This is a genomic window from Streptomyces sp. Ru73 (assembly GCF_002920575.1).
In the GTDB taxonomy this organism is placed as follows: Bacteria; Actinomycetota; Actinomycetes; order Streptomycetales; family Streptomycetaceae; genus Streptomyces.
Map to the genome: position 1 here is coordinate 98,875 of NZ_PQSQ01000009.1, position 13,981 is coordinate 112,855.

Below are 13,981 nucleotides of genomic sequence, written 5' to 3' on the forward strand. Positions count from 1 at the left end.
GGTCACGCCGGTACGTGCACCGCCTCCACCCGGCTCGCGACCGTCCGCTCGCGCTCGCGGCGGGCGGCCCGCGCGCGCAGCCGCAGGATCTGGCTCAGGCCCAGCGCCTCCAGGACGAAGACCGTCGTGAAGGCGATGCGGTAGTTGTCGCCCGTGGCGTCCAGCAGCACGCCGACCGCCAGCAGCGTCGTCATCGAGGCCATGAAGCCGCCCATGTTGACGATGCCGGAGGCGGTGCCCTGGCGCTCCGGCGGGTTGGCAGGGCGGGCGAAGTCGAAGCCGATCATCGAGGCCGGGCCGCAGGTGCCGAGCACCACGCAGGTGACGACCAGCAGCGCCATCGGCGCGTGCCCCGGCCAGCACAGCATGGCCGCCCACAGCGACGCCGTGGCGCCGACGGTGCCGAGCGCGAGCGGCAGCCGGGCCGCGTGGTGGCGGGCGATGATCTGCCCGTACACGAGCCCGGAAGCCATGTTCGAGACCACGATGAGGGTCAGCAGCCCGCCGGCCGCGGTCTCGGTGAGGCCCTGGGCCTCGACGAGGAACGGCATCCCCCACAGCAGCAGGAAGAACATCGCCGGGAACTGGGTGGTGAAGTGCACCCACATGCCGAGCCGGGTGCCCGGCTCCCGCCAGCACTCGGAGATCTGCCGCCGTACGTAGCCGCCGGCCACCGCCGGCTTGCTCACGGGCACCGGCGCGAAGCCCTCGGGGTGGTCCTTGAGGAAGAGCAGGACCAGCGCGATCACGGCGATGCCGCAGACGGCGCTGCCCGCGAAGGTCGGCGTCCAGCCGACGGTGTCCAGCAGCCGGGCGAGGACGAGGGTGGAGACGAGGTTGCCGGACATGCCGATGAGCGCGGCGATCTGCGCGATCAGCGGGCCGCGGCGGGCCGGGAACCAGCGCGTGCCCAGCCGCAGCACGCTGATGAAGGTCATCGCGTCGCCGCAGCCCAGCAGGGCGCGGGAGACCAGCGCCATGACGTACGAGCCGGACAGCGCGAAGCCGAGCTGGCCGACGGTGTAGAGCGTCGCGCCGAGGATCAGGACCTTCTTGGGGCCCATCTTGTCGACCATCAGGCCGACGGGTATCTGCATGCCGGCGTAGACCAGCAGCTGCAGGATGGAGAAGGTCGACAGCGCCGAGGCGTTGATGTGGAAGCGCTCGGCGGCGTCCAGCCCGGCGACGCCCAGGCTGGTGCGGTAGATGATGGCGACGAAGTAGACGGCGACGCCGATGCCCCAGACCCAGACGGCCTGCCGGCCGCCGGGCGGGTCCCCGGGCAGCGTGACCGGGGCGTTCTGTGCGCTGCTCATCGCACGTCCCCCTGAGCGAGGTTGCGGACCCAGCCGACGTGCCGGTGCACGGCGGTGGTGGCGGCCTCCGCGTCGCCGGCCCGCAGCGCTTCGAGAATCTCGGCGTGCTCGGCGATGTTCTTCGCGATCCGGTCCGGGTGCGCGTGCATCACCGCGACGCCCATCCGCAGCTGGCGGTCGCGCAGCTGCTCGTAGAGGCGGTCCAGGATCTGGTTGCCGGCGCTGCGCACGATCGCGGCGTGGAAGCAGCGGTCGGCGACCGAGACGGCGGCCAGGTCACCGGCGGCGACCTGCTCCCGCATCGTCGCCAGCTGGGCCTCCAGCTCGTCGATCAGCGCGGCCGGCGCGGGCACGGCCTTGCGCGTCGCGTGCTCCTCGACCAGCAGCCGGGTCTCCACGACGTCCGCGATCTCCTGCGCGGAGACCGGCAGCACCATGGCGCCCTTCTTCGGGTAGAGCTTGAGCAGCCCCTCGACCTCCAGCCGCAGCAGTGCCTCCCGTACGGGCGTCCGCGACACGCCCACGGCCTCGGCGAGCTCGCCCTCGGTGAGCAGCATGCCGCCCTCGTAGCGGCGCTCCAGGACGGCCTGCTTGACGTACGCGTACACCCGCTCGGCGGCGGGCGGCTGCTTGGCGGGTGTCTTCTCGGGGACGGGGGCGGGGGCTGACACGGAGGGGAGGGGCATGCGCAGCATTCCCTGAGGGGCGGTGGCCGGGCGACGGGTGGGCATGAGCACAGGATAGATACAACAGGTATGCGTCCGCGAACGCGTCCATGATGCGGAATGGACGGGAAGGTGAACGCGGGCCGTACCGGGCCGCGCTAGAGCCGCCCGGCCTCCGTGAGACGGCGTACGACCTGGCGGAACGCGGGGGCGCAGACGTCGAAGTCCTCGGCGTTGTGCCAGGCGACCTCGGCGATCTCGCGGCCCGGTACGGGCTCCACGGTGGCGGGGCCGCCGGTGAAGCAGGTCATCCGCAGGCGCCGGCCGGCGCGGCCGTGCGCCACGTCGTGCACGGTGAACGCTTCGGTCAGCTCGGCCGCCGGAATCCGTACGCCGATCTCCTCGGCCAGCTCACGGGAGAGCGCCTCAGCGGCCGTCTCGCCGGGCTCGTACTTGCCGCCGGGGAGGTAGAAGGTGTCGTTGCCGCGCGTACGGACGCTCAGCAGGCGGCCGTCGCGGACGTGCAGCCAGGCGACGGACTCCAGCGGCGCGAGGCCGTCCCGGCCCATGTCAGCAGCGATCTGTGTATCGGTCATGACGGTGACCGTAGGCAAGGCGGCGCGGCGGCACCAATTGCTTTTCGCCGAGCCGCCCTGCCCGGGCCGCTGTCTCGCGGGGTGTCCCCGCCTACGGAACTAGCCCCAGGTGATCAGGCGCTTCGGGTGCTCCAGTATCGCCGCGGTGTCCGCGAGGACCTTGGAGCCCAGCTCGCCGTCGACCAGCCGGTGGTCGAACGACAGCGCCAGCGTCGTCACCTGGCGCGGCTTGACCTTGCCCTTGTGGACCCAGGGCTGCTCCTTGACCGCGCCGAAGGCGAGGATCGCGGATTCACCGGGGTTCAGGATGGGCGTACCGGTGTCGACGCCGAAGACGCCGACGTTGGTGATGGTGACCGTGCCGCCCGCCATGTCCGCCGGGGAGGTCTTGCCCTCGCGGGCCGTGGCGACCAGCTCGCTCAGCGACTCGCCGAGCTGCGGCAGCGTCTTGGCGCCGGCGTCCTTGATGTTCGGCACGATCAGACCGCGCGGGGTGGCGGCCGCGATGCCCAGGTTCACGTAGTCCTTGCGGACGATCTCCTGGTTCTCCTCGTCCCAGGAGGCGTTGATGTCCGGGTGGCGCTTGATGGCGACCAGGAACGCCTTGGCGACGAGGAGGAGCGGGTTCACGCGGACGCCCGCCATGTCGGGGTCCTGCTTCAGCTCCTGTACGAGCTTCATCGTGCGGGTCACGTCGACGGTGATGAACTCCGTGACGTGCGGCGCGGTGAACGCGGAGTTGACCATCGCCTGGGCGGTGGCCTTGCGCACGCCCTTGACCGGGATGCGGGTCTCCCGGGCCGCGGCCACCGTCTCGGGGGCCGGTGCGGGCACGGCGGGGGCCGGCGCCACGTCGTACTCCGGCACCGCCGCGGGGGCGGGCGCCGCCGCCGCGTGCACGTCCTCGCGGGTGATGATCCCGTCGGGGCCGCTCGGAATGACGGTCGCCAGGTCGATGCCGAGGTCCTTGGCGAGCTTGCGGACGGGCGGCTTGGCCAGCGGACGGCCGCCGGCGGCGGGCTCGGCCGGGGCAGCGGGCGCGGCCGCGGGCGTTTCACGTGAAACCGGCGCGGCGGCCGGCTCGGGCGCGGCATGGCCGTTCAGCTCGGCCTGGACGGCCGCCCCGACGCCATTGGCGGTACCGGTGCCGGGCTGCGCCTTGCGCGCCCGCCGCTTGGTCGAGGACGGCGCGGCGCCGTAGCCGACCAGGACGGCCTTGCGGCCCTCCTCGCCGCCCTCGGCTGCCGGCTCGTCGGCCTCCGGAGCGGCGGCCGGGGCCTCGGCCGGGCCGGCCCCCGGGTCGGTGTCCACGCTGATGATGACCGTGCCGACGTCGACCGTGGTGCCCTCGCCGAAGCGCAGCTCATGCACGACGCCGTCGTACGGGATGGGCAGCTCGACGGCCGCCTTGGCGGTCTCGACCTCGCAGACGACCTGCCCGTCGGAGACGGTGTCGCCCTCGGCGACGTACCACTTGAGGATCTCCGCCTCGGTGAGCCCCTCGCCCACGTCGGGCATCTTGAACTCGCGGAAGCGCTGATCGGTTGCAGTCATGGTCACGACTCTCCTCAAGCCCCTCAGTACGCCAGCGACCGGTCGACCGCGTCCAGCACCCGGTCGAGGTTCGGAAGGTACTCGTCCTCCAGCCGGGACGGCGGATAGGGGGCGTGGTAGCCGCCCACCCGCAGCACCGGCGCCTCCAGGTGGTAGAAGCACCGCTCGGTGATCCGTGCGGCGATCTCCGCGCCGGAGCCGAGGAAGACCGGCGCCTCGTGCACGACGACCAGGCGGCGGGTCTTCTCGACGGAGGACTGGAGCGTGTCGAAGTCGAGCGGCGAGATCGAGCGCAGGTCGACGATCTCGACCGACTTGCCCTCCTCGGCGGCGACCTGGGCGGCGTCCTGGCAGACCTTGACCATCGGGCCGTACGCGGCGAGCGTCAGGTCGCTGCCCTCGCGGGCGACGCGGGCCTTGTGCAGCGGGTGCGGGATGGCCTCGGTGTCCAGCGCGGACTTGTCGTGGTAGCGGCGCTTGGGCTCGAAGTAGATGACCGGGTCGTCGCCCTGGATGGCCTGCTGGAGCATCCAGTAGGCGTCCGAGGCGTTCGAAGGAGTGATCACCTTCAGGCCCGCGACGTGCGCGAACAGCGCCTCGGGCGACTCGGAGTGGTGCTCGACGGCGCCGATCGCGCCGCCGTAGGGAATCCGGATGACGACCGGCAGCTTGACCTTGCCGAGCGCGCGGGCGTGCATCTTGGCGAGCTGGGTGACGATCTGGTCGTAGGCGGGGAAGACGAAGCCGTCGAACTGGATCTCGACGACCGGGCGGTAGCCGCGCAGGGCCATGCCGATCGCGGTGCCGACGATGCCGGACTCGGCGAGCGGGGTGTCGATCACCCGGTCCTCGCCGAAGTCCTTCTGCAGGCCGTCGGTGACGCGGAAGACGCCGCCGAGCTTGCCCACGTCCTCGCCCATGACGAGGACCTTGGGGTCGGCGTCCATGGCCGCGCGCAGCGATTCGTTGATCGCCTTGGCGATCGTGATCTTCTCGAAGACAGCCATGTCAGTTCTCCTCCGCGAACGAGGCCTGGTACGCGGCGAACTGGGCGCGCTCCTCGTCGACGAGCGCGTGCCCGTCGGCGTAGACGTGCTCGAACATCGCCATGTCATCGGGGTTCGGCATGGTGCGGACCGCGTCGCGCACCCGCTTGCCGAGCGCCTCGTCCTCCTTCTCGACGGACGCGAAGAACGCCTCGTCGGCGATCCCCTCGGCCTCCAGGTACCGGCGGAGCCGCAGGATCGGGTCCTTGGCCTCCCAGGCCGCGAGCTCGTCGTTGCCGCGGTAGCGCGTGGGGTCGTCGGAGGTGGTGTGGGCGCCCATGCGGTAGGTGTACGCCTCGACCAGCATCGGCCCCTGGCCGGTGCGGGCGCGGTCCAGGGCCGCCTTGGTGACGGCGAGGACGGCGAGCACGTCGTTGCCGTCGACCCGTACGCCGGGGAAGCCGTAGCCGCGGGCGCGCTGGAAGAGCGGCACCCTGGTCTGCTTCTCGGTCGGCTCGGAGATCGCCCACTGGTTGTTCTGGCAGAAGAACACCACGGGCGCGTTGTACACGGCGGCGAAGGTGAAGGACTCGGCGACGTCACCCTGGCTGGACGCGCCGTCACCGAAGTAGGCGATGACGGCGGAGTCGGCGCCGTCCTTCTGGACGCCCATCGCGTAGCCCGTCGCGTGCAGCGTCTGCGAGCCGATGACGATCGTGTACAGGTGGAAGTTGTTGCTGTTCGGGTCCCAGCCGCCGTGGTTGACGCCGCGGAACATGCCCAGCAGGTTCGTCGGGTCCACCCCGCGGCACCAGGCGACGCCGTGCTCGCGGTAGGTGGGGAAGACGTAGTCGTCGTCGCGCAGCGCGCGTCCCGAGCCGATCTGCGCGGCCTCCTGGCCCAGCAGGGAGGGCCACAGGCCCAGCTCGCCCTGGCGCTGCAGGGTGGTCGCCTCGGCGTCGAACTTCCGCGTCAGCACCATGTCGCGGTACAGGCCGCGCAGCTCCTCGGCGGACAGGTCGATCGCGTACTCCGGGTGCTCGACGCGCTCCCCCTCGGGGGTGAGCAGCTGGACGAACCGGTCCGGATCCTGCTCCGCCGAAGCCGGCGTTCCGGCGGCCGGCTTCGTCCCGGCCTTCGCGCCGGTCTTGGCCTTCGCCGCGGTCCCGCCGGGCGCTTTCTTCGCGGTCGTGCGCTTGCCGCTACTGCGCGTAGCTTTCCGTGCGGCAGTGCTGTCCACGGTCACGTGCTGCTCCTCCGTCTGTCCGGCCCCCGGGGTCCGCCGGCGGCCGTATTGCGGCTCACCCGGTCTCCGATACGGCGCACGGGGTGTGTGCGAACGCGGTCAGGCCCGGGTGGAACAAAACTGCCCCGGACGTGGCCTGCCCATGCACGTTACCCATTTCCCGAGCCTAAGCGAAAACGGCCCTGACCTGCGATTTTGCTTGGATTTCCAAGTAAATCGCGAAGGGTGGGAACAACTCCTGGTCACAGCGTCGCAGGCCGCCGGGACAACGGCACGTTATATCGCCGGGCCGGAGCACGGGAAGGGTTCGTGTGTGAGACTGAGGCCGTGCACGAAGACGGAAAAATCACGGTATTCCTCCTCGACGATCATGAGGTCGTCCGGCGTGGCGTTCACGACATGCTCACCGTAGAGAGCGACATCGAGGTGGTCGGCGAGGCCGGCACGGCAGCGGACGCCCTGGTCAGGATCCCTGCGACGCGCCCCGACGTGGCCGTGCTGGACGTCCGGCTGCCGGACGGCAGCGGTGTCGAGGTGTGCCGCGAGATCCGCTCGCAGAACGAGGACATCAAGTGCCTCATGCTCACGTCTTTCGCCGATGACGAGGCACTTTTCGACGCGATCATGGCCGGTGCTTCCGGGTACGTGCTCAAGGCCATCCGCGGGAACGAGCTGCTCTCGGCCGTCCGGGACGTGGCGGCCGGCAAGTCCCTGCTGGACCCCGTGGCCACCGCACGGGTCCTGGAACGGCTGCGGGACGGCGGCGGTCCCAAGGGCGACGACCGGCTGGCGAACCTCACCGAACAGGAACGGCGGATCCTCGACCTGATCGGCGAGGGACTCACCAACCGCGCCATCGGGGAACGGCTGCACCTGGCCGAGAAAACCATCAAGAATTACGTTTCCAGCCTGCTCGCCAAACTCGGTATGGAACGCCGTTCGCAGGCCGCCGCATACGTGGCCAGAATGCAGGCGGAAGGCCGCTGATCACGGCCCGGTGCCGCGCCATTGCCGGCTTTACCGGGCTGACCTGCGGAATCCGTGATTTCGGGACCAACGTCCCGGCGGCCCGGGGGCGGCCGCCCCTACAGCAGGCACAGCGCAGCCGGGCAGGGTGGTGGCCATGCCCGACGAATTCCGCGCACTGGAGCTGCTCAGCCGTACGCCCTACGGCCGGGTCTCGGCCAGCCTGCGGGCGCTGCCCTTCACCACGGTCGCCCGGCACGTGGTGACCGAGGAGCGCCGGCTGCTGCTGCGCCTGCACCGCGGCTACGGCTACCACCGCGCCCTGGACGGCAGCGTGGTCTCGTACCAGGCGGACAACGTCACGGCGGGCGAGCGGGAGACCTGGGCGGTGCAGTTCACCGGTACGGCCGGCGTCGTGTGCCCGCGCCCGGCCGACCACGACGCCTTCGGGCGCACCCCCGCGCTCGCCGACGGCGAGCCCTTCGACCCCGTCTTCCTGCACATCGAACCGGTCTTCGCCAAGGTCCACACGCTGACCGATGTCCCGGTGTTCGGATACGCCTCTTCAGGCTGACCGATAGCCGACCGGTGCGGGAATCCGGCCCGGCCGCGGTGATCTAACATCTGACGGGTGCTGCGCTCATCTGCGGTCCGGACGGCAACGACGCCCGACGGACACACCCTCGGCTCCCTGCTGCGCCGCTACGAAGGCGCCGGGGAGCCGCTGTCGTGCGAGCCGGTCGCCGAAGGGCTGCTCAACCACGGCTACCGGCTGACCACCACGCACGGCCGCTTCTTCCTCAAGCACCATCTCGACGCCGACCGCGGCGCCCTCGTCCGGCAGCACCGCGCCACCCGCCTGCTGGGCGCCATGGGGCTGCCCGTCGCGCCCCCCGTACGCGCCGCCGACGGCCGCACCGTCGCCGTCCTCGACGGCCGCTGCTACGCCCTGCATCCCTGGGTCGAGGGCCGCCACCTGGACGGCGCTGCCCTCACACCCGGCCAGTGCCACCGCCTCGGCACGCTGCTGGGCCGGGTGCACGTGGCCCTCGCCCAGGTCCTGCCCGAGGAGCCGCCGCAGCCCGGCCAGGAGAGCGCCGACCCGGCCGCCACCTTCGTCGGCATCGACGAGCTGCTGGCCCTGGCCAGGGCCGCCCGCCCGCACGACAGCTTCGACACGCTGGCCGAGCACCGGCTCCGGGAACGCCGCGCCCTGCTGGCCGCGCACGCCCACCACCGCCCGCCCCGCGCCGCCCCCGCGGGCTGGGTGCACGGCGACTTCCACCCGCTGAACCTGCTCTACCGGGGCGCCGAGCCGGCCGCGATCGTCGACTGGGACCGGCTGGCGGTCAAGCCGCGCGCCGAGGAGGCCGTACGCGCCGCCGCGATCTTCTTCGTCCGGCCGTCGGGCAGTCTGGACCTGGCGAAGGTGGCGGCGTACGCACGGGCCTACCGGCGCGCCTCGGGCGTCGGCCCGGACGAGCTGGCGGCCGCCGTGCACCGCGTCTGGTGGGAGCGGCTGAACGACTTCTGGATGCTGGACTGGCGGTACCGGCTGGGCGACCGGCGCGCCGACGGCCTCTTCCCGGCAGCGGCCGCGCTGGCGGTGTGGTGGACGGACGAGTACGCGGCGGTACGGCAGGCGTTCACGGGCTGAAACCCGCCTCACCAGGCCCTGCGCGAACGAGCGGGGCACGGCTCTCCGTGCCCCGCTCGTCGGGTCCTGCACCGCGCGTAAGGATCGCCCGGAGGGTTACTGGTCCCCGCCGGTGTCCGCGCTCGGCGGCGGGATGATCGGCGACGTGTCGTCCGTCGGCTCCTGGGTCGGCTGGGTCGGCTCGTCCGTGGGCTCGGTGGTCGTCGGCTCGTCGGTCGGCTGGTCCGTGGGCTCGTCCGTCGCCGACTGGGTGTCCGACGGTGTCGGGTTCCCGGTGTTGGTCGGCCCCTGGGTGTAGTCACCGGTGTTGCCGCCCGTGCCGCCGGGCTGGGTCGCCCCGGTCGTCGGCTCCTCCGACGGCGGCTCGGTGGTCTTCTCGTCCTTGCTCTTCGTCGCCGTCGGCGTCGGCTTCGGGTTCTTCTCGGGCTTGTCGTCACCCGTGTTGTGCAGCGCGAGGGCGACGCCGGCCACGATGGCGATCAGCGCGAGCGCGGCGATCAGCCAGATCTTGCCCCGGCCGCCCTTGGAGCCGCGCGGCCCGCCCTCGTAACCGCCGTCGTCGTCCCGCATGCCCTGCGGGAGGATCGGCTGCGCCGCGGTCGAGCCGTGCGTCGGGTGCGGCATCGCCGTGGTGGCCGCCACGCCCATGGCGGGCGTCGAGCCGCCCTCGTGCACGGCGACCGGGCCCGTGCTCCAGGTACCGGTGTGGCCGCCCTGCTCGTGCAGCATCTGCAGCGCGTACTGGACCAGGCCGCGCATCTCCTCGGCGGTCTGGAACCGGTCGTCAGGGTCCTTCGCCAGCGAGCGCATGACCAGCCCGTCCAGCTCCGGCGGCACCGCGTCGGAGACCTCGGACGGCGGCACCGGGGTGTCCTGCACGTGCTGGTACACCACCGACAGCGGGGTCTCGCCGACGAAGGGCGGGCGCAGCGCGAGCAGTTCGTACAGCAGGCAGCCGGTCGCGTACAGGTCGGAGCGGGTGTCGACGGTCTTGCCGAGCGCCTGCTCGGGCGAGAGGTACTGCGGCGTGCCCATGACCATGCCGGTCTGGGTCATCGTGTTCGACGCGCCGTGCAGGGCGCGCGCGATGCCGAAGTCCATCACCTTGACCGCGCCGCTGTTCGTGATGATCACGTTGGCGGGCTTGATGTCGCGGTGCACGATGCCGTGCTGGTGGCTGTAGGCCAGCGCCTCCAGCACCCCGGACACGATGATCAGCGCCTGGTCCGGCGGCGGCGCGTCCGCGTTCAGCAGCAGATCGCGGATGGTGTGGCCCTCGACCAGCTCCATCACGATGTACGGGATGGTGTTGCCGCCGACCAGGTCCTCGCCGGAGTCGTAGACCGCGACCACGGCGTGGTGGTTCAGACCGGCCACCGACTGCGCCTCGCGGGTGAAGCGGGCCTTGGAAACCGGGTCCTCGGCGAGGTCGGAGCGCAGCAGCTTCACGGCGACCGTACGGCCCAGCCGGACGTCCTCGGCGGCGAACACCTCCGCCATGCCACCCCGGCCCAGACGGCGCGTCAGGCGGTAGCGCCCGTCGCCGACCAGACCTCCGTTGCCCCACATCTCCGGTGCGTCGGGGATATTGGAGCCGGTGGCTTCAGGATCGGACGGGCCCTGGGGGCTCTGCGTCTGTGCCATCGGTCCTCGCCGTCGAATCGGGCCGCGTGTACGCGGTTTTACGTCTCGGTCTTCGCAAGAGCACGCTACAGGCTCCGCGGCGCGCACCGGTTTTGTGAGGGACCGGCCATCAAACCCTGCACCGCTCACATGTCGCAAGTTCACTACGAGTGACCGATTTGCCCGGGGCGCGCTGACAGAGTCGTGACAGGTTTCTGACACGCTCGCGACAACGGCCCGGCCCATTACTGGCAGGCTCCTGTCCGCGGCGCGGGCGTGCGGGGCCGCTGCCCATCTGGTCACGGAACGGGCACGCGGCTTGACTGGCCGGAGGCCTGAGGCACACTTGGCTGCGGAATTCCAGAACCTGGCCTGCCGGTCGCATACCGGCCCCGGCCAGCAACAGAACAGCCCGGGCACGCCGCGTACGGGCGGACCGGGCAGTGCGCCGAGGGGGAAACGGAAAGATGAGCCAGGACGGCGCACAGGGCCATGGCGCGGGCCGTGCGGTGGGGCGGGGACGCTACCAGCTGCGTGATCTTCTCGGCGCCGGCGGCATGGCCTCCGTCCACCTCGCGTACGACAGCGTGCTGGACCGCGAGGTCGCGATCAAGACGCTGCACACCGAGCTCGGCCGCGAGCAGGCCTTCCGCGAGCGCTTCCGCCGCGAGGCACAGGCCGTCGCGAAGCTCTCGCACACCAACATCGTCTCGGTCTACGACTCCGGCGAGGACGAGCTCGACGGCGGGATGACGCCGTACATCGTCATGGAGTACGTCGCCGGGCAGCCGCTGCGCTCGGTGCTGGACGCCGACGTCGCGCAGTTCGGCGCCATGCCGACCGAGAAGGCGCTGAAGATCACCGCCGATGTGCTGGCGGCCCTCGAGGTCAGCCACGAGATGGGCCTGGTCCACCGGGACATCAAGCCCGGCAACGTCATGATGACCAAGCGCAACGTCGTGAAGGTCATGGACTTCGGCATCGCCCGCGCCATGCAGTCCGGCGTCACCTCCATGACCCAGACCGGCATGGTCGTCGGCACCCCGCAGTACCTCTCGCCCGAGCAGGCCCTGGGCCGCGGCGTCGACGCCCGCTCCGACCTGTACTCCGTCGGCATCATGCTCTTCGAGCTGCTGACCGGGCAGCTGCCCTTCGACGCGGACTCGCCGCTGGCCATCGCGTACGCGCACGTGCAGGAGGAGCCGCCGGTGCCCTCCAGCATCAACCGCTCGGTGCCGCCCGCGGTGGACGCGCTGGTGGCCCGCGCGCTGAAGAAGAACCCCAACGAGCGCTTCCCCACCGCCCAGGCCATGCAGGACGAGTGCCTGCGCATCGCCCAGGCCGGACAGACCGGCGGCTCGCCGGTGATCGTCGGCGGTCAGGGCCCGCGGACCAGCGGCTCCTCGGTGGCCTCCGCGGTCTTCCCCTCGGCGACCGGAGCCCCGGCGACGGGCGCGCCGAACGTGCAGAGCCCGTACACCCCGCCGCCCGCGAACGGCCAGTTCGGCGGCTTCGGCCCGTCGACCCCGCCGCCGCCCACGCACGGTTACCAGACACCGGCCCCGACGCCCGGCCCGTACAACGGCGGCCTCCAGACCCCGCCGCCGTACACCATCTCGCCGCAGAACGGCGGGCAGTCCGGCGGCGGCAGGAACAACAACAAGCCGGTGCTGATCGGCTCCGCGGTGGTCGCCCTGATCGCCGTCGTCGCCGTGGTCCTGGTCATCGCCCTCAGCGGCGGCGACCCGGACAAGCCGAGCCCCCAGGCCGGCGGCTCCGGCTCCCCCCAGCCCACCGCCTCCCCCACCGAGGACTCCGCGAACAAGGTCCAGCCCGAACAGAAGGACCGGACCATCGACCCGAAGGAGTGCACGGACGCGGTCGAGAGCTTCGACGACAAGTCGAAGGTCATGATGCCGAACTTCTACAGCAAGAACCTGAGTTCGGTGAAGGCGTGCATGCGCGAGGCCGGCTGGCAGTGGGACATCTCCTACGAGAACAGCGAGCCCATGTGGGGCAAGAACGCGGTCATCCGGCAGACCCCGGCCGAGAGCGACGACTACGACCCCAAGGGCGACGAGAAGATCCAGCTGGTCGTGTCGACGGGCAAGTCTTCATAACGGCTCCGGCACGACCGCAGAACGCGGCACACTTAAGTGATCTTCCTGGGTACATTCGCTGATCGACCAACAAATTACTCAGGGGGATCACCGTGCGACGCATCGGTTATCTGGTCGCCGCCGCCATCGCGGCCGCGACGCTTCCACTGTCCGCCGGCCCGGCGGCAGCGGCCTCCAGCGCGGAGGTCAACTGCTCGACGTCGGGCGGCAGCGGCACGGGCAAGTGGACGTGGAGCAGCAAGTACAAGCTCTCCAACGTACGGCTGACGGCACGTGACCTGGCCGCGGACGGCCGTCACGTGGCCATCCGGCTGGTGACGCTCAAGTCGAACGACACCATGCACTACTGGCCCTACCACCACATGTACGGGGGGAACGGCAACCAGGACACCTGGACCAGCTCGGCGAACGACACCGCGGGCATCAAGCGCGCCAACATCGAGCTCGCGATCTTCAACGGCAAGACGCTGATCCGGGAGTGCGGAGGCGCCAGCAAGGCCAACCCCTACTGGTAAATCCGGTACCGGGGTCCCGGGAACGAGCGAGGGCCCACCGCGTTGCTGCGCGGTGGGCCCTCGCCCCATTCTCGGCTCGGGGTGACGTGTGCCGCGCTGGCTCCCGCTGCCCGGGGCATCGGCGCCGCCGCAAGCTCAGAGGTACGGACCGGAGCGGGCGCTGCCGCGGCCGGGGTGGGGGTGGTCGTCGTCCTCGGCGGGGACGGCGCCGGGCGGGAGGGCGCGGCGCATCTGCTCCAACTGGGCGCGGGCGGCCATCTGCTGGGCGAACAGGGCGGTCTGGATGCCGTGGAAGAGGCCCTCCAGCCAGCCCACCAACTGGGCCTGCGCGATACGGAGTTCGGCTTCGGTGGGGACGGAGTCGTCGGTGAAGGGGAGGGAGAGGCGCTCCAGCTCCTCCACCAGCTCCGGGGCCAGCCCGTCCTCCAGCTCCTTCACGGAGCCGGCATGGATCTCCTTGAGACGGACCCGGCTCGCCTCGTCCAGCGGGGCGGCCTTCACCTCTTCCAGCAGCTGCTTGATCATGCTGCCGATGCGCATGACCTTCGCCGGCTGTTCGACCATCTCCGTCACCGGAACCTCGCGTGGCTCGTCATCGCCGTCTCCGCCACCGGAGCCGCCTGCGCTGCCGAGAGCCATGCCGTCCGGGCCGACAACCAGGACGTGCGGGCTCTCCTGCGACCGTTCGTTCATCGGCATATCCATGCCGCCATTCTCTCGTACATGCACTTAAGAAC

13 protein-coding genes are annotated in these 13,981 nt (G+C 71.2%); 5 read left to right on the top strand and 8 right to left on the bottom strand.

Annotated elements, in window-relative coordinates; all coding sequences use genetic code 11:
- Window positions 1-2: 2 nt before the first annotated feature.
- The 6 genes from C3486_RS06545 to pdhA all read right to left on the bottom strand — a co-directional run bounded on the left by C3486_RS06545 (window position 3) and on the right by pdhA (window position 6,363).
- The gene (locus C3486_RS06545; RefSeq protein ID WP_103831624.1) at window positions 3-1,316 is read right to left on the bottom strand and encodes a nitrate/nitrite transporter; all 1,314 of its coding nucleotides are present in this window, start codon (window positions 1,314-1,316) and stop codon (window positions 3-5) included.
- Window positions 1,313-2,002, bottom strand: coding sequence for a GntR family transcriptional regulator (locus C3486_RS06550; RefSeq protein WP_103831625.1), 690 nt, complete (start codon window positions 2,000-2,002; stop codon window positions 1,313-1,315). Before C3486_RS06550 ends, C3486_RS06545 begins: the two co-directional genes overlap by 4 nt.
- A 137-nt stretch (window positions 2,003-2,139) precedes the next feature.
- Complete coding sequence (locus C3486_RS06555) at window positions 2,140-2,577, bottom strand: NUDIX domain-containing protein (protein WP_181138463.1); 438 nt, start codon at window positions 2,575-2,577, stop codon at window positions 2,140-2,142.
- A gap of 99 nt (window positions 2,578-2,676) precedes the next feature.
- Complete coding sequence (locus C3486_RS06560) at window positions 2,677-4,131, bottom strand: dihydrolipoamide acetyltransferase family protein (RefSeq protein WP_103831627.1); 1,455 nt, start codon at window positions 4,129-4,131, stop codon at window positions 2,677-2,679.
- A gap of 23 nt (window positions 4,132-4,154) precedes the next feature.
- Window positions 4,155-5,138: an alpha-ketoacid dehydrogenase subunit beta gene (locus C3486_RS06565; RefSeq protein ID WP_103831628.1), complete on the bottom strand. Its 984-nt coding sequence runs from the start codon at window positions 5,136-5,138 to the stop codon at window positions 4,155-4,157.
- A gap of 1 nt (window position 5,139) precedes the next feature.
- Complete coding sequence (gene pdhA, locus C3486_RS06570) at window positions 5,140-6,363, bottom strand: pyruvate dehydrogenase (acetyl-transferring) E1 component subunit alpha (protein ID WP_103831629.1); 1,224 nt, start codon at window positions 6,361-6,363, stop codon at window positions 5,140-5,142.
- Between the two features lie 327 nt (window positions 6,364-6,690).
- On the opposite strand from pdhA, the gene C3486_RS06575 reads away from it, so the two are divergent.
- The 3 genes from C3486_RS06575 to C3486_RS06585 all read left to right on the top strand — a co-directional run bounded on the left by C3486_RS06575 (window position 6,691) and on the right by C3486_RS06585 (window position 8,986).
- The gene (locus C3486_RS06575) at window positions 6,691-7,350 is read left to right on the top strand and encodes a response regulator transcription factor (RefSeq protein ID WP_103831630.1); all 660 of its coding nucleotides are present in this window, start codon (window positions 6,691-6,693) and stop codon (window positions 7,348-7,350) included.
- A gap of 136 nt (window positions 7,351-7,486) precedes the next feature.
- Window positions 7,487-7,903: a pyridoxamine 5'-phosphate oxidase family protein gene (locus C3486_RS06580; protein WP_103831631.1), complete on the top strand. Its 417-nt coding sequence runs from the start codon at window positions 7,487-7,489 to the stop codon at window positions 7,901-7,903.
- Window positions 7,904-7,960: 57 nt separating this feature from the next.
- Complete coding sequence (locus C3486_RS06585) at window positions 7,961-8,986, top strand: phosphotransferase (RefSeq protein WP_103831632.1); 1,026 nt, start codon at window positions 7,961-7,963, stop codon at window positions 8,984-8,986.
- A gap of 96 nt (window positions 8,987-9,082) precedes the next feature.
- Here C3486_RS06585 and C3486_RS06590 read toward each other — a convergent pair whose 3' ends face one another.
- Entirely contained in the window at window positions 9,083-10,630 is a 1,548-nt protein-coding gene (locus tag C3486_RS06590; protein WP_103831633.1) for a protein kinase, read from the bottom strand.
- 446 nt (window positions 10,631-11,076) lie between these two features.
- Here C3486_RS06590 and C3486_RS06595 point away from each other — a divergent pair, with 446 nt between their 5' ends.
- Complete coding sequence (locus C3486_RS06595) at window positions 11,077-12,729, top strand: protein kinase (protein ID WP_103831634.1); 1,653 nt, start codon at window positions 11,077-11,079, stop codon at window positions 12,727-12,729.
- A 92-nt stretch (window positions 12,730-12,821) separates the two neighbouring features.
- Window positions 12,822-13,244, top strand: a complete 423-nt coding sequence (locus C3486_RS06600; protein ID WP_103831635.1) for a hypothetical protein — start codon at window positions 12,822-12,824, stop codon at window positions 13,242-13,244.
- A gap of 135 nt (window positions 13,245-13,379) precedes the next feature.
- On the opposite strand, the gene C3486_RS06605 is transcribed toward C3486_RS06600, so the two are convergent.
- Window positions 13,380-13,949, bottom strand: a complete 570-nt coding sequence (locus tag C3486_RS06605; RefSeq protein WP_181138464.1) for a bacterial proteasome activator family protein — start codon at window positions 13,947-13,949, stop codon at window positions 13,380-13,382.
- Window positions 13,950-13,981: the final 32 nt, after the last annotated feature.

Bases quoted from the DNA above. Each gene is read 5' to 3' on its own strand.
- C3486_RS06580 (WP_103831631.1), top strand. From the start codon at position 7,487: ATGCCCGACGAATTCCGCGCACTGGAGCTGCTCAGCCGTACGCCCTAC.
- C3486_RS06605 (WP_181138464.1), bottom strand. From the start codon at position 13,949: ATGGATATGCCGATGAACGAACGGTCGCAGGAGAGCCCGCACGTCCTG.
- C3486_RS06590 (WP_103831633.1), bottom strand. From the start codon at position 10,630: ATGGCACAGACGCAGAGCCCCCAGGGCCCGTCCGATCCTGAAGCCACC.
- C3486_RS06555 (WP_181138463.1), bottom strand. From the start codon at position 2,577: ATGACCGATACACAGATCGCTGCTGACATGGGCCGGGACGGCCTCGCG.
- C3486_RS06545 (WP_103831624.1), bottom strand. From the start codon at position 1,316: ATGAGCAGCGCACAGAACGCCCCGGTCACGCTGCCCGGGGACCCGCCC.
- C3486_RS06565 (WP_103831628.1), bottom strand. From the start codon at position 5,138: ATGGCTGTCTTCGAGAAGATCACGATCGCCAAGGCGATCAACGAATCG.
- C3486_RS06560 (WP_103831627.1), bottom strand. From the start codon at position 4,131: ATGACTGCAACCGATCAGCGCTTCCGCGAGTTCAAGATGCCCGACGTG.
- C3486_RS06595 (WP_103831634.1), top strand. From the start codon at position 11,077: ATGAGCCAGGACGGCGCACAGGGCCATGGCGCGGGCCGTGCGGTGGGG.
- C3486_RS06550 (WP_103831625.1), bottom strand. From the start codon at position 2,002: ATGCCCCTCCCCTCCGTGTCAGCCCCCGCCCCCGTCCCCGAGAAGACA.